The sequence below is a fragment of the Nonomuraea sp. NPDC003214 genome (genome assembly GCF_053590035.1).
This window is the reverse complement of the sequence record NZ_JBSFSX010000014.1, coordinates 153780-174848: the sequence shown is the minus strand read 5'-3', so window position 1 is coordinate 174848 and position 21069 is coordinate 153780. Positions and strand designations below refer to the sequence as shown.

Here is a 21069-nt window from a genome sequence, read left to right as displayed (position 1 = left end):
CGGCATGACCTTCGCCCGGGGTGAGCTGACGACCTGGAGCCGGCCGGCGCGGGTGCGCCGGCCGGGCGGGTCAGTCCTGGGCGGGGGTGAGCAGGGTGGTCAAGTGATCGGCGATGGCGGAGATGGTGGGTTGCTGCCACAGCAGGGTCGCGGGGAGGCGGCAGCCGAAGCGCTTGTCCAGGCGGCGCCTGACCATGACGGTCATCACCGAGTCGAGCCCCTGCTCGACGAGGGGGCGGCGGACCGCCAGGTCCGCCGGGGCGAGCCGCATCACCGACGCGATCTCCGCGCGGGTCTCGTCGAGGACGTACGCGCGCAGCTTCTCCGGTGACAGCCCGGCCAGCGATTCCGCCGGCTCCTGGAGGTCGTCCTCGGCTGCCACGGGTGCGTCGATGACCGGGTAGCGGAGGCCGGTCAGGTGGCCGATCACGTGGCCGTCGGCGTCGGCCAGGAGGGCGAGGACCGTGTCGTCGGCTGCCGGGTCCACGGCGGCGTCGATGATGACGGTGTCCGGCGGGGTGCCGGTCAGCGCCACCTCGTCGATGTGCACGACCATGCGCAGCACCGGGTCGCCGGGGAACACGCAGGGGGCCACGGACATCACCGCGTCGAGCGCCGGCGCCCAGGTGGGGGGCGCATCGGCGGGGCGCGGGGTGTGGACGGTCGCGCGGAGGGCGCCGTCACGGCCCAGCAGCGTCTCGATCGTCCAGTCGAAGCCCGTGGTGGGGACGCCGACGGCGGCCAGCCGGGCGTGGACGAAGCCAGGGTCGATCGGGGTGAGTCCGGCCGCGTACGCGCCGGGCAGGGTGCCGTCCGGGGCCCAGGTGGCGGTGGTCGTCGAAGCGGGGGCCGTCGGGGCGGCGGTCGTCGAGGCGGTGACGTGGACGAGCCAGGCGGGGTCGGGTTCGCCGGGGGTGGCGGGCGTGCGGGCGGCGAGCCGGATCGCGGGAGGCTCGTGGACGACCTGGATCTGCCGGCGTTCGGCGGTCATCAGGGGGTGCATCATCTCCACGTCGGAGAGTACGGCCACCTCAGAACCGGCCGCTCCCGAACCGGCCGCCTCCAGGAATGTGTTCACCAGGACCGCGGCAGGCACGATCTCGATGCCGCTGACGGCGTGGCTGCCCGGGTAGGGGCGGTTCGCGTCCTCCAGGCTGGTGCGCCACAGGCGTGTCGCGCTGCCCGCGAGGGTCGTGCCGGCGCCGAGCAGGGTGTGGGAGCGTACGTCGTGGCCGCGGTTGTCGTCGCCGCCGGAGGCGTCGCGCCAGTGGCGGCGGTGCTGCCAGGCGTAGGGCGGCAGGTCGGCCAGGCCGCCGCCGGGCTGCAGTCGCCGCCAGTCCACGTCGATGCCGTGGCAGTGCGCCAGGCCCAGCGCGGTCAGGAACGTCGCCTGCTCGGGCTGGTTGCGGCGGAGCGTCGTGCCGACGAAGACGTCCTCGAACCCGGCCTCCTCCAGCGTCTCGGTGACGGAGTGGGCGACCACGGGATGCGGGGAGATCTCCAGGAACGCCCGGTAGCCGTCCTGCGCGGCGGCCGTCGTGGCGGCGGCGAGGCGTACCGGGTCGCGGAGGTTGGCCGCCCAGTAGGCGCTGTCCAGGACGGGCGTCGACCTGGGGTCGGGCAGCGCGGTGGTGTACATGGGGATGCGGGGCGCGCCGAACGGGAGGTCGGCCAGCGAGGCCGCGAGCTCGACGGCCAGCGGTTCCATCTGGAGGCTGTGGAAGGCCACGTCGGAGGCGACCCGGCGGACCACGATGCCTTCGGCGGGCCACTCGTTCAGGACCGCCTCGACGGCGGCGACGTCGCCGGACAGCACGGTGGAGCCTGGCGCGGAGGCGATGGCGGCGACCAGGTCGGTACGGCCGGCGAGCCGCTCGGCGGCCTCCTCGAACGGCAGTCCGGCCATCACCATGGCCCCCTTGCCCTCGGCCTGGCGCAGCAGCCGGGAGCGGCGACAGATCAGGCGCGCGCCGTCGGCGACGCTCATCGCGCCGGCTGTCACGGCCGCCGCGATCTCGCCGACGGAGTGGCCGATGACGGCCGTCGGGCGCACGCCGTGCGCGTTCCAGAGCCGGGCGAGTCCCAGCTGCATGACGAAGATCATGGTCTGGACGCGGTCGATGCCGTCCAGGGCGCCCTCGGTGAGGACCTGCCGGGGGGAGAAGCCGATCTCCTCGGCGAAGATCGGCTCGATCTCGTCGACGACGGCGGCGAACTCGGGTTCGGCGAGCAGGTCGCGGCCCATGCCGCGCCACTGGCACCCCTGCCCGGAGAACACCCAGACGGGGCCGGGGCCCAGGTCGGGCAGCACGTCGCCGGTAAGGACGGATTCGGACGGCAGGTCGTCGGCGAGCCTGCGCAGGCCGGTGGTCACCTCGTCGTGGCCGGCGCCGATGACGACGGCCCGGCGGCCGAGGTGGGTGCGCCGCAGGGCGAGCGTGTGCCCGGCCGAGGCGAGGTCGAGGCGCTTGAGCTGTTCGGCGAGCGTGCCCGCGTACTGGCGCAGCGCCGCCTCCGACGCGGCCGACACCGGGAACAGGCGCGCCCCGGACAGCTCCCCCTGCCGCGCCGCGGACAGCTCCGCCTGCCGCGCTCCGGCCGGCTCGCCCGCCGGCGGCTTCGCCGCTTCCGCAGGGGCCTGTTCGAGGAGGATGTGCGCGACCGTGCCGCCGTAGCCGAAGCTGGAGACGCCCGCCCGGCGGGGGTGGTCGCTCTCGGGCCAGGCCGTCCGTTCGGTGACGACGCTGAGCCCGGAGCTGTCCCAGTCGATGGCCGGGTTCGGGGTGGTCAGGACGGTCGGCGGGATCTCGCCGCGGTGGAGGGCGAGCACCGCCTTGATGATCCCGGCGATGCCGGCGGCGCCTTCGAGATGGCCGATGTTGGACTTGACCGAGCCGATGAGACACGGGTCGCCGGGCGCGCGGCCGGTGCCGTAGACGGCGGCGAGGGCGCCGGCCTCCAGCGGGTCACCGAGGCGGGTGCCGGTGCCGTGCGCCTCGACGTAGCCGACCGTGGCGGGCGAGACGCGTGCCTGGCGCAGCGCCCTGGTCATCACGTGTTCCTGGGCCTCGCCGCACGGCGCCATGATGCCGCTGGTGTGCCCGTCCTGGTTGACGGCGCTGCCGATGACGAGCGCGAGGACGCGGTCGCCGTCGCGGCGGGCGTCGAACAGCCGTTTGAGCACCACGACGCCGCAGCCCTCGCCGCGCCCGTAGCCGTCGGCGGCGGCGTCGAACGACTTGGACCGGCCGTCGGGGGCCAGGGCTCCGGCGGTGCCGAGCGTGAGGGTCTGGCCGGGGGTGACGAGCAGGTTGACGCCGCCGGCCAGGGCGACGTCGCTCTCGCCGAGCCGCAGGCTCTGCGCGGCGAGGTGGAGCGCGACCAGCGACGCCGAGCAGGCGGTGTCGACGGCCATGCTGGGCCCGCGCAGGTCGAGGGAGTAGGAGATGCGGTTGGCGACGGCGCAGGTCGCGGCGCCGATGCCGGTCCACGCCTCGATCTGGGGCAGGTCCTCCAGCAGGCGGCTGCCGTAGTCGGCGGTGCACACGCCGACGAACACCCCGGCGTCGGTGCCGGCCAGCTCGTGCGGGGGCAGGCCGGCGTGTTCGAGCGCCTCCCACGCGGTCTCCATGAGGATCCGCTGCTGCGGGTCCATCAGCTCGGCCTCGCGCGGCGACAGCCCGAAGAACTCGGCGTCGAAGCCCTCGACGTCGTTGAGGAAGCTGCCGTGGCGCACGGCGTCGCGCAGCGCGGCGGCGTCCTCGGGGCTGCGGTTCTCGTACGGGAGCCAGCGTTCGGCGGGCAGCGGCCGGGTGGTGTTGCGGCCGTCGCACAGCAGGTCCCAGAACGCGTCAGGTGAGCCGGCGTCGCCGGGGAAGCGGCAACCGATCCCGACCACCGCCACCGGTTCCGGCCGGATCCCGCTCGGACTATCGACCATCGCGCTCGTTTCCCTTCGATGACTACGCGGTTTCGGTGACGGCTCTCAGCACCACGGAGGCGTGTCGAGGATCTTGATCACGGCGCCGGAGACCGTGACTCCGGGGCCGGTGCCGAGCATCAGCAGGTGGTCGCCGGGGCCGAGCTGCCCGGTGGTGAGCAGCCGGTCGAGGGCGAGGACCTGGTCGCTGGCCCCGCAGTGGCCGATGGTGCGCCCGTACTCCCAGGTGGAACGTGACATGGGCAGGTCGAGCAGGGCCATGCAGCGCTGTTCGACGATCTCCTCGGAGTAGTTCATGAAGGCGACCCGGGTGAGGTCGCGGGCCTCGATCCCGCTCTCGTCGAGGACGCGTTCGACGATCTCCATGAGCGCCCGCTGGATCTTGAACAGGGCGGCCGTGCTCTCGCCCTGGGGCATGACCTGGTTCCGGAACTGGTCGTTCCTGGCCGCGAAGCTGAACTTGCGCCCGACGGTGACGCCGGGCGGGAACAGGGGCTCGGTGCCCCGGTGCAGTTCCTCGGCCTCGGCGACGGTCACCGTGCGCACCGACATCAGGCGGGCGAAGCCGGGCTCCCTGGTGAGCACGAGCGCGCTGGCGGCGTCGCCGCCGACGTAGCCGGGGCCCATGCGCCAGCGGTCCATCAGCGGGGTGCCGTAGTTGTCGGCGGCGACCAGCAGGGCGGCCTGCCGGGCGGGGTCGGCGCCCAGGTAGCTCGCTGCGAGCTCCAGGGCGGTGAACATCCCGTTGCAGCCCTGCCGGATCTCGGTGGCCAGGACGTCGCCGCCGACGAGGTTGCGTTGCAGGTAGGAGTGCGGGGGCCAGCCGTCGGGCCCCTGGTGCCAGGTGGAGGCGTACAGCAGGAGGTCGAGGTCGGCGGGGGCGCGCCCGCTGCGCTTGAGCGCGCTCTGCGCCGCGTGCAGCGCCATCTCGGGCGCGGGCAGGTCGCCGGCCACCGCGGCCCCGGCCAGGTTGTGCAGCTCCGCCTCCTCGGCCGGGTACCAGCCCTTGGCGACGGCCTTCTCGACGCTGACGACCGTGCGGGGGACGAAGGCTCCCACCCCGCTGACGTACGTGCCGGGCGGGGTCATGCCGAGGCGAGTTCGTCGAGCATCGCGACGATCGTGGTGACGTCGCGGAAGTTCTCGGGGTCGAGTTTGGCGGCCGGGACCGGGACGCCGAGCTCCTTCCGGATGAAGTTGAGCAGGCGCGCGGTCCGCAGGGAGTCCAGCAGGCCGGACGTCAGGAGCGGGGTGGCCTCGTCGACCTCCAGGCCGGCGTCGTCCGGGACGAGGTTGTCCTGGATGAAGGCGACCAGCCGGTACGTGGTCTCGCCGGTGGTCTGTCCGATCGTCATGCGCGTGCCTCTTTCGTCACGGGGGCGGGCGCGAGCACCTTGAACGCCGCCGCGGCGACCGACGTCCCGGAGCCGAAGCCCACCACGAGCAGGTGGTCGCCGGGCACGAGCCCGCCGGTGGCGATCAGGTGCTCGAAGGCGATGAACTGGTCGACGGCGCCGCAGTGGCCGACGCGCCTGCCGTAGTCCCAGGTGGTCTGCTCGACCTCGATGCCGAGCCAGGACATCTGCCCGTCCAGGTCCTCGCGGCGGCCGTGCGGGAAGGCCACCCGGGTGATGTCGGACAGCTCGATCCCGGCCTCGTCCAGGGTCTGCTCGACCTGCTGCATCATCGTCTTCTGGATCGTCAGGTGGATGCCGGTGCCGCGTTCCTTGAGCAGCCGCTGGCGGAACTCCTCGTGCCGGTCGCCGAAGCTGAGCCCCCGCCCGACGGTGGCGTCCGGGGGGAACAGCGGGTAGGCGCCGTCGTTGACCGCGTCGGCCTCGGGGATCGTCGTGGCGTTCACTGACAGGAGCTGGGCCATGCCGTAGTCCTTGCCGAGGACGAGCGCGCAGGCGGCGTCGCCGATGAGCGCGCCGGGCGTCATGCGCCAGCGGTCGACCAGCGGGGTGCCGTGGTTGTCGGCGGAGACGACCATCGCGGTCTCGCGGCCCGGGTCGGCCTGGAGGTAGCTGGCGGCCAGCTCCAGCGAGCTGATCATGCCGACGCAGCCGCTGCGGATCTCGTACGCGGGCACGCCGCCGCCGAGCAGGTGCATCTGCAGGTAGTGCTGCGGCTGCCAGCCGTTGGGGCCCTGGTGCCAGACCGACGGGTAGAGCAGCAGGTCGAGCTCGCGCGGGGAGGACTCGCCCCAGCGCTCGTAGGCGTCCACGACGGCGCGCCTGGCCATCTCCGGGGCGGGCATGTCGCCGGCGACCGCGGCGCCGATCTGCTGGAACTTCTCGGCCTCGTCGGCCGGGTACAGGCCCTCGCTGACCGCCTGCTCGACGGTCACGGCGTCCGGCACGTGAACGCCGAGGCTCCTGACGAACATGTTGGAAGTACGCACACGTCCCCTAACTCTGGGCAGGGCATGGCACGGCAAGGGCGCCGTCGTGCGGACGGAGCACCAGGGGAAAGCGGAGTCAGCCGGTCAGCGGCAGCGAGTCGGCGCGTGAGGCCGGAAAAGGCGGCCGGCGGACGAGAGCGTCGTGAATTTCGGAAGTCGGCGGTCAGGCGTTTTTGCGATGTCGAGTTGCGCGATTCCCGCCGGTCGATGCCGTCACGAGCGCCCTCTCTCTGTCCTCGGCGATCACAGGGGAAAGGATAGGGCCGCCCTTCGGGTAAAGCAATATAAGGTCCGAAATCTGGACGGCCTCATTCCGTGACCGCGACCCGGCGGAACGTGTTCATTTTTGAAATGCACATTTCTCCGCCGAGCTGCGGTTACGCCGATTGGACGGTTCCATTACGGCTTTCCGAAATTGGCGCCCGCGACCCGGGCGCCGGGGCTCACACGATGACGCGGGCGCAGGGGATGCCGTTGAGCCTGAACTCGGCGGGCGGGGCGTTCGTGCCGGTGACGCTGGCCTCGTACCCGAAACTGACGCTGGAGCTCGGGCCGATGTTGGCGTTGTGGCCGGCGTCGCGAGCGACCACCTGGGTGCCGGTCTGGGTCAGGTTGGTGTTCCAGAAGGCGGTCACCTGCTGGTTGCCGGCCCAGTTCCACGACAGGCGCCAGCCGCTGATGGGCGTGGTGCCGGTGTTCTTGATGGTCACGGTGCCGTTGAAGCCGCCGCTCCAGTTGCTGGCCTGCCAGGTGACCTGGCACGAGGTGCCCATCTTGAGCGCGCCGCGCAGGAACATCTCGAAGGTGTCCCAGGTCGGGTTGGGCGCGCCCCCGCCCGCCAGGATGGCCTCGCCGCAGTTGGTGGTGGCGTAGCTGGTCTGGGTGCCGAACCGGGCGGGGTCCATGACGTCGGCCCGGCCGTGGTCGGCGCCGGGGATGGAGATGAACTGGCCGTTGCCGCAGACCGACTTGATCTTGTTGTAGAGCAGCACGCTCTGCCCGTGGGGCACCAGGAAGTCGGCCTGGCCGTGCAGGAACAGCACCGGCGGGTCGTTGGCGTCGACGTAGTTGATCGGGTTGGCCTGCGCCACCGTGGCGGGGCAGGTCTGGATGGCGCAGCCGACCAGGAGGGATTCGGGCGAGATCGGCGAGTTGTGGTCCAGCCCGCCGCCGGGCAGGTTCTGGGCGTTCATCTGGAGGAAGTCGGTCGGGCTGAAGAAGGCGAGCCCGGCCTGCACGGAGCTGGAGACGCCGGTCGCGCCGACGGTGCCCTCCAGCGCCGCCACGCCGCCGGTGAACGTGGCCATCTCCGTCAGCCAGCCGCCCGAGGAGTCGCCCATCATGGCGAAGCGGTTCGGGTCGAGCTGGTAGGCGGGGGCGTTGTGGCGCAGCCAGCGGATGGCCGCCTTGATGTCGTGCACCTGCGCCGGGAAGACCGCCTGGCTGCTGGAGCGGACGCTGACGCCGGCCACCGCCCAACCCTTGGCGTTGAAGACGGCGGCGATGTCGGCGGCGCCGCTCTTGCCCTCGTCGCTCGACCAGGCCGAGCCCTTGTGCCAGATGAGCAGCGGCCTGGGGGTGAGGCCGCCGGTCGGCAGGTAGAGGTCCAGCAGGTGTCCCCGGGAGCCGACGGGGTCCTCGGAGGCGTACGGGATGTCGGCGATCACCTGGGTGGCCTGGGCCGGTGGTGAGAGCGCGAGTGAGACACCGAAGGTCGCCAGCATGGTGAGGACCATGCCGAGGACGGCGGCCGGGCGGATTCGAGCATGCATAGGTGAGCCTCCGGTGTTCGGATGATCGCCGTTTTCCCCGCCGGCTTGGCCTCGCCTCGATGTGGGCGAGGCGACGATATGACACGTACGTGACGGTGGTCAAAGTTTTCGGCGAACCGTTTCGTTCCTGGTGACTTGCATCCCTGCCGATGGGCGAAACAGCTCATCCGGCATTAGACCGGAACAAAACATGAAGAAGGGCCCAGACGGCCGTATTGCACGGCGACAACGCAGCACAGAATGACATTTTTCCTGGCACACGGTCAGTGATATCTTGACCGCCGTGATCCACCCCGTCTTAGGAGGATTGATGCGCAAGGTTCGCGCAGTTCTCGTCCCGGCCGTTCTGGCCCTCGGATTGTCGTTATCGCTCGGCGCCACTCCGGCGCAGGCCGAAACGCTCAACGGCATCTACCGGGAGCACTCGGAATGCCAGCGATACGGCGACTACGGCGACGAGCAGGGCTGGTGGAACGGGTATAGATGCGAGTGGAAGAGTCAGTATCACTACTACTTCCTCTACGCGTGACACGCTGAGACCTGGGCGCCCCCCGGCTCTTTGAGCCAGGGGGCTCCTGCGTGCCCGGCGGAAAATCGTTTGCCTCTCGCGGCACGGCTCGGCGACCGTGGTGCTGCCATTCCGAAATGCCAGCACCCGTTAAGCGAAGAGAGCGTCTTTGTCGCACCACCACCCGGCCACGGTCTCCGTGTTCGCCTCCCCCGCAAGCTGGATCGAGTCCGACGCCCTCACCCAGTGTCACCAGGTGGCCGCCCTCGACGGCATGAGGCACGTCGCCGCGATGCCCGATCTGCACCCCGGCAAGGGCGCCCCGATCGGCGCGGCGATGACGTCGAGCGTGCTCTACCCGTTCCTGGTGGGCTCCGACATCGGCTGCGGCATCGCCGTCTTCCCCTTCAGGCTCAAGCGCGCCGTGCCCGAGAAGCTCGCCGCCCGCTTCCCCGACCTCGACCGCCCGCTCGACCCCGATCGCGACGCCGACGACCCGGCCTGGGACGTGCTCGACGGCGAGATCCCCGCCGGTCACCACGAGGGCCTCGGCACGGTCGGCCGGGGCAACCACTTCGTCGAGCTGGCGCGGATCGGCACCGTCTTCGAGCCGGACCACGCCGACCGCCTCGGGCTCGCCGCCGGTGACCTGGTGCTCATCGTCCACAGCGGCTCGCGGGGCCTGGGCGAGTGGATCCTGCGGGCGCACACCGAGGTCCACGGCGCGGGCCCGGCCCCCGATCCCGACGCCTACCTGGCCGTGCACGACGAGGCCGTGCGCTGGGGATCGCTGAACCGGCGGCTGCTGGCCGCCCGGGTCGCCCACGCGCTGGGGGCCCGGCCCGCCGAGCCGGTCGTCGACCAGTGCCACAACCTCGTCGAGGTCCGCGACGGCCTCTACCTGCACCGCAAGGGGGCCGCGCCGGGCGACGGCCGCGACGTGCTCATCGCCGGCACCCGGGGCACCCACTCCTATCTGGTGGCCGCCCACTCCGGGCCGGACGCCGGCCACTCCGTCGCGCACGGCGCGGGGCGCAAGATGTCGCGCGCCGACGCGCTGCGCCGCGGCCGGGCCAAGCACACGGTCGAGGAGCTGCGCCGCACACCGCTCGGCTCGCTGGTCGTCTGCGGCGACCGCCAGCTTCTGTTCGAGGAGGCGCCGACCGCCTACAAGCGCATCGAGCAGGTGATCTCCGACCTGGTCGAGCACGACCTGGCCACCCCGATCGCCACGACGGTCCCGCTGGTCACGTACAAGACGGCCGAGCTCGGCTCCGCGCCCGAGCGCCGCCGCAGGCAGGGCCGGTCGTGACCGTCCACCTGCTCCTGTCGGCCGGGCGCGGCCCGCAGGAGTGCGCGTGGGCGCTCGCCCGGCTGCTGCGCCGGCTCGAAGCCGACGCCGCCCGGCACGAGCTGGAGACCCACCGCGCCGAGACCGTCCCCGGCGAGCGGCCCGGCACGTACCGGTCGGTGCTGGTCAGGATCACCGGCGCGGACGCCGAGACGTTCGCCGCCTCCTGGACCGGGACCCTGTGCTGGCAGGCCCCCAGCCCCTACCGGGGCTCCGCCGGGCGCAAGAACTGGTACGTGACCGCCCGGCCGTGCCAGGTCGACCCCCCGCGCACGGCCTTCGCCGAGGACGACGTCGACGTCGTGCCCTGCCGCACCGGCGGCCCCGGCGGCCAGCACCGCAACAAGGCCAGCACCGCCGTGCGGGCCACCCACCGGCCCACCGGGATCGTCGTCGTGGTCGACACCGAGCGCCAGTTCAGCCTCAACCGCCGCATCGCCATGCGCCTGCTGCGCGAGCGCCTCGAACGCGACGACGAGGCGGCCGGCCGTGCCCTCATCGCCGCGCGGCACCGCGTCCACGACGAGCTCGTCCGCGGCAACCCCACCCGCGTCGAACGCCCCTGACGCTCACCAGCCCCGCCAGAGGACGACCGACACGGCGAGCGCGGCCGGTCCCGCCGCCAGCAGTGCCGGCACGTAGCGGAACAGGCCGAGCAGCACCCAGACCGCGACGCCCGCCGCCAGCAGCATCGAGGAGCTGTGATGCAGGTGGCGGATCGCCAGGCCGCCCGGCGTGGCGAGCCCGGTGTCCAGCGCGGCCGCGTAGGCGGAGCTCAGCTCGACGCCGCGCAACGGCTCGTAGGGGCCGGTGTACACGACCGTGCCGCCGTCGGGCCGGAACCAGGCGAGGTAGGCGCCGGTGGCCAGGACGACGGCGAAACAGTAGAGGAGCATCTCGCCGGTCAGCCGTCTCATCTGCTTCACGGGGCATATTGCATCACGCCGGGCTGGCCCACCATCATCTCGGCATGGTGCAGCCGACGTTCAGCCGGCGGGCGGTGCTGCTCGCCGCCGGAGGGCTGGCCGCCGGTTGCGCGCGGCGGCCGGAGGTGGAGCCGGCGCGGCTGCGGCTGGCCACGGGCCCGGAGGGAGCGGTGTACCGGCGGATCGGCGGCGTGCTGGCCGGGCGGGTCTCCGAGCAGGTGCCGGGCGTGACGGTGACGACGGTGCCGAGCGGGGCGTCGACCGACAACATCCGGATGCTGCGGGCCGGTGAGGCGCAGCTCGGGCTGACGAGCCTGGACGCGCTGATCACGACCGACGGCCGCGCGCCGGACGGCGTCTCGGCGATCTGCCGCCTGTACGACAGCCATCTGCACCTGGTGGTCATGGCCGGGTCGCCGATCGGCGAGTTCGCGGACCTGGCGGGCAGGCGGGTGTCGCTCGGGGCCCGCGATTCGGGCACGGAGTTCACCTCGCGGCGGGCGCTGGAGCTGGCCCGGCTGGAGCTGGAGTGGCTGTACCTGAGCCAGGCGGAGTCGGCGGCGGCGTTGCGTGACGGCCGGATCGACGCGATGTTCTCGCTGACGGGCGTCCCGACGCCGGCGATCACGGAGCTGGCGCAGAAGCACGCGATCCGGCTGATCCCGCTGGCGGCCCAGGCGGGGGCGCTCATCACGGCGTTCCCGGGCCCGTACACGCCTGCCATGATCCCGTCGACGGCCTACGCGGGCGTGCCCGCGGCGCGCACGGTCGCGGTGCCGAACGTGCTGCTCGTCCGCAACGACCTGCCGGACGAGCTGGTGCACGCCATCACCGACACGATCTTCACCCGCGCCGGGCCCGCGGCGGTGCCCGAGGCGTGGCACATCAACGTGCGCACCGGGATCTCCACGGCGACGGCGCCGCTGCATCCGGGGGCGGCGGCCTGGTTCCGCGACCGCAAGCGCTGAGCGGGTCAGCCGGGCACGACGGGCAGCGCGACCACGGCGGCGAAGCCGTGGCCGGTGCCGTCGGGGCGCGGCAGGCCGTCCTCCAGCCGCAGCTCGCCCCCGGCCGCGCCGACGAGGTCGGCGCAGATGGCCAGCCCCAGGCCGGTGCCGGTGACGTTCTGGTGCTTGGGCGCGCGCCAGAACCGGCGCAGCGCCTGCTCGCGTTCGGCCGGGTCGATGCCCTGGCCGTCGTCGCGGACGGCGATCGCGACGACGCCGCCCGTCTCGGCGGCGCTCACCCGCACCACCCGCGCGTCCGACAGCCGCAGCGCGTTGCTGATCAGCTCGTCCAGGATGCTGCCCAGCCCGCCGGACGGCTCCAGCAGCCGCAGCCTCGGCGGCACCTCCACCGCCAGTCTCTGCCCGGCGGTCGCCGTCAGCGCCCGCCACCGGTCGACGCGGGTGGCCAGCACCGCGTCGAGATCCACCGGCGAGGCCGTGCGGATGCTCTCCATCCGGGCGCTGGCCTGCAGCGAGTTCAGCATCCGCTGCATCGCCTTGAGCTCGTCGACCGCGACGTCGTACGCCTGCCGCCCGTCGTCGCCCGCCCGCAGGTGCGGCTCCAGGCTCTCCACGGCCAGCCGCAGGCTGGTCAGCGGGTTGCGCAACTGGTGGGAGGCGTCCGACACGAACGCGCGCTGGCGCTGCACGGCGTTCTCGACCGCGTCCATCATCGTGTTGAACGACTCGGCCAGCCGCCGCAGCTCGGGCGGCCCGGCCTCGGCGTCGGCGCGGATCGTGAGGTCGCCCTGGGAGATGCGCGAGCTGGCCGCGTCGAGCTCGCGTACGGGCCGCAGCACCCACGCCGAGACCGGCCAGGCGACGGCGACGAGCGCGATCAGCGGCAGCAGCCCGAGGCCGGCGAGCTGGGCCCAGCGCAGCAGGATGCGCGAGCGCGTCCTCGTCAGGTCGGAGATCGTCACGACGGCGCCGACGACCTCGCTGTCGCGGCCGACCGGTTCGGCGACGACGAAGGCGGAGTCGTCCCAGGGCGCCCACTGCCCGGACGGTTCGGGCCTGGCCCCGGCGAGCGCGGCGGTGACGATCCGGGGCAGGGTCGGCTCGGCCCGCGCCGCCTGCCGGTACGCGTCAGCCGGGCCGAGCAGCACGGCGCCCGATTTGTCGATCACGGCGACGGGGATGCCGTACAGCTCGTGGTAGCGGGCCAGCTCCTGCTGGAGGGCCTCGGTGCGCCCGGTGGACAGCGCGGTCTCGGCCAGCGACGCGAACCTGCCGACGTCGTTGAGCCGGTCCACGTACGTCTCCTGCATCTCCCGCTCGGCGACGGTGACGCCGAGCGGGACCCCGAGGGCCGCGACGAGCAGGACCGCGAGGGGCACCAGGACGACGAGCAGGCGGCGGTGCACGGGACGTCAGCCGTTCGGCTCCGCCGTCAGCCGGTAGCCGACCCCGTGGATGGTGCGGATCAGCGTGGCGGGCCCCAGTTTGTGGCGGAGCGCGGCGATGTGGGTGTCGAGGGTGCGGCTCGACGACTCCCAGGTGGCGCCCCAGATCTGGTCGAGGATGACGTCGCGGCTGACGACGTTGGGCGCCCGGCGGGCCAGCAGCAGGAGCAGCTCGAACTCCTTGCGGGTCAGCGTCACCGGGACGTCGTCGACGGTGACCTCGCGGGTGCCGACGCCGATGCGCATCGGGCCGACGACGAGCGGCCCGTCGGGGTGGCTCATCGCGCGGGCGACCCGGGTGCGCCGCAGGACGGCGTCGATCCTGGCCAGCAGCTCGGGGACGCCGAACGGCTTGACGATGTAGTCGTCGGCCCCGGCGCGCAGGCCGCGGACGCGCTCGTGCTCCTCGGAGCGGGCGGTCACGGCGATGACGGCGGTCTCGGGGCGGTCGCGCAGCTTGCGGATCACGTCGAGGCCGTCGCCGTCGGGCAGGCCCAGGTCGACGAGGACGACGTCGGACGGGGCCGCGCGCACGGCCTCGGCCGCCGTGGCGAGGCGGTGCACCTCGAAGCCCGCCTGGGCCAGGACGGTCGCCAGACCCCGCGCCACGCGGTCGTCATCCTCGATGATGGTGATCCGCATACCGGATTGTACGGCCGGGGTCAGTGGCCGGGCCATGCCGTTTCTTGGGATTTCTCTGACATTCACCGCATTCCTTGGGATTCCTCTGACACCATGCGCGCCCTTGTCACCCCAGACTGAGGCCGCGCACTGACGAGGAGCCCCGATATGAGAACGACCAGCAGGTATCCAGCCGCCGCCCGGATGATCGCCGTGATCGGCGTCGTCTCGCTCGCCGCCGCCTGTTCCGGCAACGGCGGCGGGGGCGGCGCGACCGGCGGAGGCGGCGAGGGCGGCGCCTACCCCAGCCAGAACATCACGTTCGTCGTGCCGTTCAGCGCTGGCGGCCCGACCGACACCGTCACCCGCATGATCGCCGAGCCGATGGCCGCCAAGCTCGGCGCGAAGATCGTCGTCCAGAACGTCGAGGGCGCGGGCGGCACCATCGGCGCCGGCGAGGTCGCCCGCGGCGAGCCCGACGGCTACACCGTGCTCATGCACCACATCGGCATGTCCACCGCGCCCGCCCTCTACCAGGACCTCGGCTACAAGCCGCTGGAGAGCTTCGAGACGGTCGGGCTCGTCACCGAGGTGCCGATGACGGTCGTCGCCCGTAAGGACTTCGCCCCCGCGACGCTCCAGGACCTCGTGGCGCACGTGAAGTCCAACGCCGACAAGGTCACGATGGCCAACGCCGGCATCGGCGCCGCCTCCCACCTGTGCGGCCTGCTGTTCCAGACGGCCACCGGCGTCAAGCTCCAGGAGGTCCCGTACGAGGGCACCGGGCCCGCGCTGACCGACCTCGTCGGCGGCCAGGTCGACTTCATGTGCGACCAGACGACCAACACCAGCGGCCAGATCTCCGCCGGCGAGGTCAAGGCGTACGCGGTCACCACGCCCGAGCGGGTCAAGAGCCTGCCCGACGTGCCCACGACCACCGAGGCCGGACTGCCCGGCCTCAAGGTCAGCGTGTGGCACGGCCTGTACACCCCGAAGGGCACACCCCAGGACGTCGTCCAGAAGCTGTCCGAGGCGCTGAAGTCCGCGCTGGCCGACCAGAAGGTCATCGACCAGATGGCCAAGCTCGGCACCGCGCCGGTCGCGGCCGAGGCCGCGACCCCGCAGGCGCACCGCGCCAAGCTGGAGGAGCAGCTCACCACCTGGGGCAAGGTCATCGCCGACGCCGGGATCAAGGCGTCCTGACGTGGAGCGTCGCCGGTCCTTCCCGGACGTGCTCGCCGGGGCCGTGTTCATCCTGATCGGTGGCGCGTTCGTGGCAGGGTCGCTCGGCTACGAGCTGGGCACCCCGCTGCGGATGGGCCCCGGCGCCTTCCCGCTGCTGGTCGGCGCGGTCGTGGCGGCCCTGGGCCTGGCCATCGTGGTCAAGGGCCTGGTGGCCGGCGAGGTGATCGCGTTCGGGCCGATCCCGTGGCGGGCGGTCGGCGTCATCGTGCTCGCGCTGGTGTTCTTCGGCTTCACCGTACGGGGTCTCGGGTTCGTCCCGGCGTCGTTGGTGACCGCCCTGCTCACCACGGTGGCCAGCAAGCGCGTACGGCCGCTCATGGCCGTGGCGGTGGCCGCCGGGCTGACCCTCGCGGCCACGCTCATCTTCGTCGTCGGACTGCAGCTACGGCTCCCGCTCTGGGGCCCGTGGCTGGGATTCTGACGCGGAATCCGGATTGAGGCATGGAACTACTCGACAACCTCGCGCTGGGCCTCTCGACCGCCCTGCTCGTCCAGAACGTCCTCTACTGCTTCGTGGGTGTGCTGCTCGGGACGGCTGTCGGCGTGCTGCCCGGCATCGGGCCGACGGCGACGGTGGCGATGCTGCTGCCGATCACGTTCAGCTTCGAGCCCGTCACGGCGCTGATCATGCTGGCGGGCATCTACTACGGCGCGCAGTACGGCGGCTCGACGACCGCCATCCTGATCAACCTGCCCGGCGAGTCGTCGGCGGCCGTCACCGCGCTCGACGGGCACGAGATGGCCCGGCAGGGACGGGCCGGCGCCGCGCTGGCCACCGCCGCGGTCGGCTCGTTCATCGCCGGGACCGTGGCCACCGTCGTGCTCGCGGTCGCGGCCCCGCCGCTGGCCAGGGTCGCGTTGCAGTTCGGCCCGGCGGAATACTTCTCGCTGGTGCTGCTCGGCCTGATCGTGTCGATCGCGCTGGCTCGCGGCTCGGCGCTCAAGGCCCTGGCCATGATCTTCCTGGGCGTCCTGCTCGGCACCGTCGGCCAGGACATCTACACCGGTACGCCCCGGTTCACGTTCGGCCAGCGCGAGCTGTACGGCGGGATCGACTTCGTGTCGGTCGCCGTCGGCATGTTCGGCGTGGCCGAGATCCTGCGCAACCTGGAGAACGAGCAGACCCGCACCGCGATCGTCAGCAAGGTCAAGAACCTGTGGCCGACCCGCGAGGACCGGCGCCGGATCGTCGGCCCGATCCTGCGCGGCACCGGCCTGGGCGCCGCGCTCGGCGTCCTGCCCGGCGGCGGTCACGTGCTGGCCTCGTTCACCTCCTACGCCGTCGAGAAGCGCGTCTCCAAGCGGCCCGAGGAGTTCGGGCACGGCGCCATCGAAGGCGTCGCCGGGCCCGAGTCGGCCAACAACGCCGCCGCGCAGACGTCGTTCATCCCGCTGCTGACGCTGGGGCTGCCCGCCCATCCCGTGATGGCGCTGATGATCGGCGCGTTCATCGTCCACGGCATCACCCCGGGGCCGAACGTCATCACCGAGGAGCCCGCGCTGTTCTGGGGCCTGATCGCGTCGATGTGGATCGGCAACGTGCTGCTCGTGCTGCTGAACCTGCCGCTGATCGGGCTCTGGGTGCGGATGCTGCGGATCCCGTACCAGGTGCTGTTCCCGATGATCATCCTGTTCGCGGCGATCGGGACGTACTCGCTCGGGTTCAACGCCTACGACGTGTACGCGATCGTGTTCTTCGGGCTGCTCGGGTACGTGCTGATCAAGTGCGGGTGCGAGCCGGCGCCGCTGCTGCTCGGCTTCGTGCTCGGGCCGCTGCTGGAGGAGAACCTGCGGCGGGCGCTCATCATCGAGCGCGGCGACGCGACGGTGTTCCTGACGCGGCCGATCTCGGCGGTGCTGCTGGCCCTGGCGGCAGCGGCGCTGGTGGTCGCCGTGCTGCCGGCGATCCGCAAGCGCCGCGAAGTGGTGTTCGCCGAGGAGGACTAGGAGCCGCCGGGCAGGGCCCCGGGCTCACCAGGGCTCGGCGGTCCGCCCGTCGGCGCCGAGGCCGTAGCGCGGCAGCAGGTCCCACCCCCGCTCCTCGGCCAGGCGCAGCAGGGGATAACCGTAGCCGGCGTCGGCGGCCCGGCGGAGCAGCTCCTCGGCCTCGGCCTCGGGGCTGCGCCAGGCCAGGTCCAGGAGCGAGTGGACCTCGTCGGCGAAGGGGTCGCGGGGTGGAAGCGCCACCTTCCGCCGTGGGGCGGGCTCGGCCACCGCCCGGCTGGGCGCGGGCGCGGCCGGCTTCACCGCCGCCGCGCTCTCCGCCAGCCGGGCCGCCTGCTCCCGGGCGCCGGCTCGCCGCCGCAGGCGTGCCAGCACCGCCAGCGCGTGGCCGTCCCCGTGACGGGCCGCGCGGTGCGCGAGCGACTCGGCGGCGGCGTGGTCGCCCGCACGCTCACGCAGGACGGCCAGGGAGCGCAGGGCGGCCGTGCTCCCGCGTGCCGCGGCCTCGGCGGCGAGCCGTTCGGCCGCCCGGCCGTCGCCGCGCCGCTCCCGCATCCAGGCGAGCGTGCGCAGGGCCCGCGGGTCGCCCATCGCCGCGGCCCTGGTGGCCAGGCGTTCGGCCTCGTCGGGGTGCCCCGCGGCCTCGCGCAGGCGGGCCAGCGCCTGCAGGGCGAGCAGGTCGCCCGCGTCCGCGCCCGCCCGGTGGACGCGCGCCGCCTCGCCGGGATCCCCGCGCCGTTCGTGCCATCTGGCGATCGCCCGGAGCCCGGCGTGGTCCCCGGCCAGCAGGCAGAGGCGTTCCGCCTCCCGCCCGAACCCGGCCCGCCGGGCCAGCGTGCGCAGCGGCCGTACGTCACCGGCGTCGCGGGCCAGGAGCGCGACCCGTTCCGCGCCGGGTGCGTCGCCCGCGTCGGCGCGGCGCAGCGCCAGCCGTCCCAGGGGCCCGGTGAATCCCCCGGCGGCCAGCTCCGGCGCCAGCGGCATGACGGCCGCGTCGTCCCCGGCGTCCATCCGCAGCTCGGCGATCCGGTCGAGCGCGCTGAGCCCGGCCGCGGCGAAGACGGCGTTCAGCCGCTCGGCGCCCTGCCGGTCGCCTGCCTGCTCGCGCCTGACCACCAGGCTCTCGGCGTGCGCGTAGGGCCTGACCTGATAGTCGTCGGCGGCCAGGGCCTGCGTGACGTAATGCTCGCATTCGGCGTCCGAGCGCCAGGCCATCTCCCAGATCGCGTCGACGACGCCCGCGTCGGCGGCGGCCCGGTAGAGCCGGTCCGCCTCGGCCGGATCGTCCGTCACCGCCGCCAGCAGCGCGAACGCCTCCGCCTCCCCCGCGTCGGCGGCGATCCGGTACAACCGGCGCTGACCTTCCCGATCACCGATCGGAATGCGGGCGGCGACCGCCCAGAGCCCGCGCCGATGCCCGAGCCCGTAGGCCCGGACGGCGAACCGCTCGGCGTGGGCGGTGTTCCCGAAGCGCCAGTGGGCCTCGACGTACCGTTCCACCAGCTCGTCGCCGGCCGCGAGGACGATCCGCTGGGCCTCGGCCTGGTCGCCCTCCTCCTCGCGGAGCATGGCGAGCCCGTAGAAACCGTCGGCGTCCCCGGCCTCCGCCCCGATCCGGTAGAGCCGTTCCGCGCCGTCCCGGTTGCCGCCGGTCTCCAGCTGCAGCGCGACCCTGTACAGCGCGTCGAACCGGCCCGCGGACGCGGCCCGGCCGGCGATCAGGGCCGCCTGACGGTAGCGCAGCCGCTGCAGGGCGGCGGTGGCCAGGGCGTGGAGGTCGTCCGCCGAGGTGACGTGCCGGGCCGCCGCCCGCCAGAACGCCTCAGGCGGGACCGCGAACCGGCGGCTCTGCCTGCCGTGCTGTTCGAGGTAGTCGGCCAGCCGGCAGCTCGGCGTTTCGGCGGGTTCGTCCGGACGCGGGCGGTTGAGGGTGAGCGGCCCGGCCACGCCCCGGCACGGCGCCGACGTGTAGGCCAGCGCGCGCTCCAGCCAGTCGTCACCGGCCTCGTTCCACTCCTGGTCGGTGAGGTAGCCGGGGGCGGCGTCGCGGAGCAGCCCCAGCGGCAGCGCGACCCCGGCCCCGAGGCGGCGGGCGTCCATGGCCGCGTGGATCAGCGCGCGGGCCGCCGCGGGGGCGTTGTCGTAGCGCTCCATGAGCACCGGGACGCCCGCCAGATACTGGGTGATCCGCCCCCGCTCGGCCCCGTCGAGGGCCTGCCGGAGCTGGGGGCCGGCGTCGGGCGAGGCCCGGACGGCGGACAGCTCGGCGGCGGAGAAGGCCGGGCGCACCCGGATCGCGCCGCCGATCAGCAGGCGGCGGCTGCGCTCGTACGGGTCCTCGGCCTCGGGCCGCGGCGGCGGCGTGGTGAGTGTGTCCCAGTGCTGCGGCCACAGCGTCCCCAGCACCAGGACCGGCGCCCGGTCGGGGTCGTGCAGCAGCTCGCGCAGCCGGCCGGCGACGTGGTCGGACTTGAGCAGGAACCGCTGCGACTCGTTCAGCCACACGACGGTACGCGGCGCGACCGCGTCCAGCTCGGCCAGGAGCGCCTCCGCGGACTCCGGCGCCGACAGCCGCCAGCTCGCGGGCAGCGCCCTGAGGCACTCCCAGCAGGCGCGGGTCTTGCCCACCGAGGACTCGCCGACCAGGACGGCCAGCCCGCTCCTGCCTCCGGCCGCGCGCCGCGCGACCTCGCCCAGCCGCTGGTCGTGCTCGCGGGGCAGGTACGGCGGCAGCTCCGGGAGGCCGCCGTGGCCGCTGACCTCGACGGCCTGGTGCACGCCCAGCGCGAACGGGTCCGCCACCCGGGGCAGCGGCCGGCCCGGCGGCGGAGCAGCGGCCGCGACGGGACGCCGCTCGTCCTGGGCGGCTTCGACGAGGTCGTTCCACCGCTGCCGGTTCGGCCGCACGCGGGCCCACTCGCTCCAGATCTCGATGAGGTCCCAGACGCGGTCGGAGTCGCCGGGCACGCGCCTCCTGGCCGGGTCGGGGTGCAGCCATGAGGCGATGCGCTGGTCGTGCAGGGTGGCCCCGGTGCGGCGGCGCACCTCGCGGACGGCCGCCTTGCGCGAGGCCGGCTCGCCGTCGGCCTTGCGGGCCCGCCGCGCCCGCTCCTCCAGCGCCGCCAGCTCGTCACGCAGCCGCTGCCCGGCGCCCGCTGCGGGCGCCGCGGGCGGGCCTCCGACCAGCCGCGTCGCGTCTTCTGCCCTCATCGCCCCCATTCCCGGTGCGCCGCCGCGTTTTTGATCCATTGTTGCGCTTCATCCACTTCCGGACGAGAGCAAGGAGAACCCCATGGCCGGCAAGCGCGGAATCGTCGCCAGGCTCAGCCGCACCGCCCTGTTCGCCCTCGTACGCGGGCTCGCCGCCGCGGCCGGGTCGGCGCTGGTCGGGCTGGCGGTCTGGTGGCTGCAGCACCGATGACGGCGGCTCAGGAGAACACGACAGCCGAGATGATCACCAGCACGAGCACCAGCAGCAGGCCACCCGCGACGGCCAGCAGGCCGATCATGCATCCCATGCCGTTCCACGGCTGGGGCGCGGGGCCGAGGGCGCCCTTGGAGTAGGCGAACAGGGGCGCGCGGTACTCCACGTCCAGCGTCCCGCCCGGCTGCAGCCAGATCGACACGTCCGCCGGCCCGATCTGCGCCGGCATCAGGTACGGCAGGTGGACGTGCAGGTGATACTGGCCGGGCGGGAGCGGGATCACGTTGCGCCCCCACCGCCCCAGCATCCGGTGGCCGTTGAGGACGATCACCGGGGAGATCATCTTGAGCATGAACCCGAGCGCGTGCGCCTTGATGTCGAGGGCCAGGTGCGCCTGCCCCGGCTGGGTCCACTGCTGGTGCGGTGCGGGGGGATGCATGGGGCACATGCTACTGATGTGACGTTCTCCGCAAGACGCCTCACGATCGGGCCCGTTGCCGCGTCGGGGTAGGGAGGGCAGT

The 21069-nt window shown here is 73.3% G+C and carries 18 protein-coding genes; 8 read left to right on the top strand and 10 right to left on the bottom strand.

Features of this window, described 5'->3' with window-relative positions:
• Positions 1–70 precede the first annotated feature (70 nt).
• The 5 genes from ACWDXC_RS36455 to ACWDXC_RS36435 form a co-directional block, all read right to left on the bottom strand.
• On the bottom strand, positions 71–3940 hold the full coding sequence (locus ACWDXC_RS36455; RefSeq protein ID WP_449989954.1) for a type I polyketide synthase: 3870 nt from the start codon (positions 3938–3940) through the stop codon (positions 71–73).
• 45 nt (positions 3941–3985) lie between these two features.
• Positions 3986–5029, bottom strand: coding sequence for a ketoacyl-ACP synthase III family protein (locus ACWDXC_RS36450; RefSeq protein WP_449989952.1), 1044 nt, complete (start codon positions 5027–5029; stop codon positions 3986–3988).
• Complete coding sequence (locus ACWDXC_RS36445) at positions 5026–5295, bottom strand: phosphopantetheine-binding protein (RefSeq protein WP_375074237.1); 270 nt, start codon at positions 5293–5295, stop codon at positions 5026–5028. The genes ACWDXC_RS36450 and ACWDXC_RS36445 overlap by 4 nt, the downstream gene beginning before the upstream one ends.
• On the bottom strand, positions 5292–6329 hold the full coding sequence (locus tag ACWDXC_RS36440) for a ketoacyl-ACP synthase III family protein (RefSeq protein ID WP_219500090.1): 1038 nt from the start codon (positions 6327–6329) through the stop codon (positions 5292–5294). The genes ACWDXC_RS36445 and ACWDXC_RS36440 overlap by 4 nt, the downstream gene beginning before the upstream one ends.
• A 458-nt stretch (positions 6330–6787) precedes the next feature.
• On the bottom strand, positions 6788–8116 hold the full coding sequence (locus ACWDXC_RS36435; RefSeq protein ID WP_449989948.1) for a cellulose binding domain-containing protein: 1329 nt from the start codon (positions 8114–8116) through the stop codon (positions 6788–6790).
• 283 nt (positions 8117–8399) lie between these two features.
• Here ACWDXC_RS36435 and ACWDXC_RS36430 point away from each other — a divergent pair, with 283 nt between their 5' ends.
• From ACWDXC_RS36430 to prfH, 3 genes are all read left to right on the top strand, one after another.
• Positions 8400–8645, top strand: coding sequence for a hypothetical protein (locus ACWDXC_RS36430; RefSeq protein ID WP_449989945.1), 246 nt, complete (start codon positions 8400–8402; stop codon positions 8643–8645).
• Positions 8646–8793: 148 nt separating this feature from the next.
• Entirely contained in the window at positions 8794–9936 is a 1143-nt protein-coding gene (locus ACWDXC_RS36425; protein WP_449989943.1) for an RNA ligase RtcB family protein, read from the top strand.
• The gene (prfH, locus tag ACWDXC_RS36420; RefSeq protein WP_449989940.1) at positions 9933–10541 is read left to right on the top strand and encodes a peptide chain release factor H; all 609 of its coding nucleotides are present in this window, start codon (positions 9933–9935) and stop codon (positions 10539–10541) included. The genes ACWDXC_RS36425 and prfH overlap by 4 nt, the downstream gene beginning before the upstream one ends.
• Positions 10542–10544: 3 nt before the next feature.
• Here the strand turns inward: prfH and ACWDXC_RS36415 are convergent, their stop codons facing one another.
• Entirely contained in the window at positions 10545–10901 is a 357-nt protein-coding gene (locus tag ACWDXC_RS36415) for a hypothetical protein (protein WP_449989937.1), read from the bottom strand.
• Positions 10902–10945: 44 nt separating this feature from the next.
• Between ACWDXC_RS36415 and ACWDXC_RS36410 the strand changes: the two genes are divergently transcribed.
• Entirely contained in the window at positions 10946–11869 is a 924-nt protein-coding gene (locus ACWDXC_RS36410) for a TAXI family TRAP transporter solute-binding subunit (protein WP_219500077.1), read from the top strand.
• A gap of 5 nt (positions 11870–11874) precedes the next feature.
• On the opposite strand, the gene ACWDXC_RS36405 is transcribed toward ACWDXC_RS36410, so the two are convergent.
• On the bottom strand, positions 11875–13275 hold the full coding sequence (locus ACWDXC_RS36405) for an ATP-binding protein (RefSeq protein WP_449989933.1): 1401 nt from the start codon (positions 13273–13275) through the stop codon (positions 11875–11877).
• A gap of 6 nt (positions 13276–13281) precedes the next feature.
• On the bottom strand, positions 13282–13956 hold the full coding sequence (locus tag ACWDXC_RS36400) for a response regulator transcription factor (protein ID WP_364180759.1): 675 nt from the start codon (positions 13954–13956) through the stop codon (positions 13282–13284).
• A gap of 147 nt (positions 13957–14103) precedes the next feature.
• Between ACWDXC_RS36400 and ACWDXC_RS36395 the strand changes: the two genes are divergently transcribed.
• The 3 genes from ACWDXC_RS36395 to ACWDXC_RS36385 are packed head-to-tail and all read left to right on the top strand — an operon-like array spanning position 14104 to position 17127.
• Positions 14104–15138 carry a tripartite tricarboxylate transporter substrate-binding protein gene (locus ACWDXC_RS36395; protein ID WP_449989930.1) on the top strand — a complete coding sequence of 345 codons (1035 nt, stop codon included), beginning with the start codon at positions 14104–14106 and terminating at the stop codon, positions 15136–15138.
• A 1-nt stretch (position 15139) separates the two neighbouring features.
• The gene (locus ACWDXC_RS36390; protein ID WP_364180753.1) at positions 15140–15601 is read left to right on the top strand and encodes a tripartite tricarboxylate transporter TctB family protein; all 462 of its coding nucleotides are present in this window, start codon (positions 15140–15142) and stop codon (positions 15599–15601) included.
• Positions 15602–15621: 20 nt separating this feature from the next.
• The gene (locus tag ACWDXC_RS36385) at positions 15622–17127 is read left to right on the top strand and encodes a tripartite tricarboxylate transporter permease (RefSeq protein ID WP_219500065.1); all 1506 of its coding nucleotides are present in this window, start codon (positions 15622–15624) and stop codon (positions 17125–17127) included.
• A gap of 24 nt (positions 17128–17151) precedes the next feature.
• On the opposite strand, the gene ACWDXC_RS36380 is transcribed toward ACWDXC_RS36385, so the two are convergent.
• The gene (locus ACWDXC_RS36380; RefSeq protein ID WP_449989926.1) at positions 17152–20334 is read right to left on the bottom strand and encodes a hypothetical protein; all 3183 of its coding nucleotides are present in this window, start codon (positions 20332–20334) and stop codon (positions 17152–17154) included.
• 82 nt (positions 20335–20416) lie between these two features.
• Between ACWDXC_RS36380 and ACWDXC_RS36375 the strand changes: the two genes are divergently transcribed.
• Positions 20417–20545, top strand: a complete 129-nt coding sequence (locus tag ACWDXC_RS36375; protein WP_364180746.1) for a hypothetical protein — start codon at positions 20417–20419, stop codon at positions 20543–20545.
• A gap of 7 nt (positions 20546–20552) precedes the next feature.
• On the opposite strand, the gene ACWDXC_RS36370 is transcribed toward ACWDXC_RS36375, so the two are convergent.
• Complete coding sequence (locus ACWDXC_RS36370; protein WP_449989923.1) at positions 20553–20987, bottom strand: hypothetical protein; 435 nt, start codon at positions 20985–20987, stop codon at positions 20553–20555.
• Between the last annotated feature and the right edge of the window lie 82 nt (positions 20988–21069).

Excerpts from the sequence above, each read along its gene's own strand:
- ACWDXC_RS36455 (WP_449989954.1), bottom strand. The coding sequence starts at position 3,940 with ATGGTCGATAGTCCGAGCGGGATCCGGCCGGAACCGGTGGCGGTGGTC.
- ACWDXC_RS36450 (WP_449989952.1), bottom strand. The coding sequence starts at position 5,029 with ATGACCCCGCCCGGCACGTACGTCAGCGGGGTGGGAGCCTTCGTCCCC.
- ACWDXC_RS36445 (WP_375074237.1), bottom strand. The coding sequence starts at position 5,295 with ATGACGATCGGACAGACCACCGGCGAGACCACGTACCGGCTGGTCGCC.
- ACWDXC_RS36440 (WP_219500090.1), bottom strand. The coding sequence starts at position 6,329 with ATGTTCGTCAGGAGCCTCGGCGTTCACGTGCCGGACGCCGTGACCGTC.
- ACWDXC_RS36435 (WP_449989948.1), bottom strand. The coding sequence starts at position 8,116 with ATGCATGCTCGAATCCGCCCGGCCGCCGTCCTCGGCATGGTCCTCACC.
- ACWDXC_RS36410 (WP_219500077.1), top strand. The coding sequence starts at position 10,946 with ATGGTGCAGCCGACGTTCAGCCGGCGGGCGGTGCTGCTCGCCGCCGGA.
- ACWDXC_RS36400 (WP_364180759.1), bottom strand. The coding sequence starts at position 13,956 with ATGCGGATCACCATCATCGAGGATGACGACCGCGTGGCGCGGGGTCTG.
- ACWDXC_RS36395 (WP_449989930.1), top strand. The coding sequence starts at position 14,104 with ATGAGAACGACCAGCAGGTATCCAGCCGCCGCCCGGATGATCGCCGTG.
- ACWDXC_RS36385 (WP_219500065.1), top strand. The coding sequence starts at position 15,622 with ATGGAACTACTCGACAACCTCGCGCTGGGCCTCTCGACCGCCCTGCTC.
- ACWDXC_RS36380 (WP_449989926.1), bottom strand. The coding sequence starts at position 20,334 with ATGAGGGCAGAAGACGCGACGCGGCTGGTCGGAGGCCCGCCCGCGGCG.
- ACWDXC_RS36375 (WP_364180746.1), top strand. The coding sequence starts at position 20,417 with ATGGCCGGCAAGCGCGGAATCGTCGCCAGGCTCAGCCGCACCGCCCTG.
- ACWDXC_RS36370 (WP_449989923.1), bottom strand. The coding sequence starts at position 20,987 with ATGCATCCCCCCGCACCGCACCAGCAGTGGACCCAGCCGGGGCAGGCG.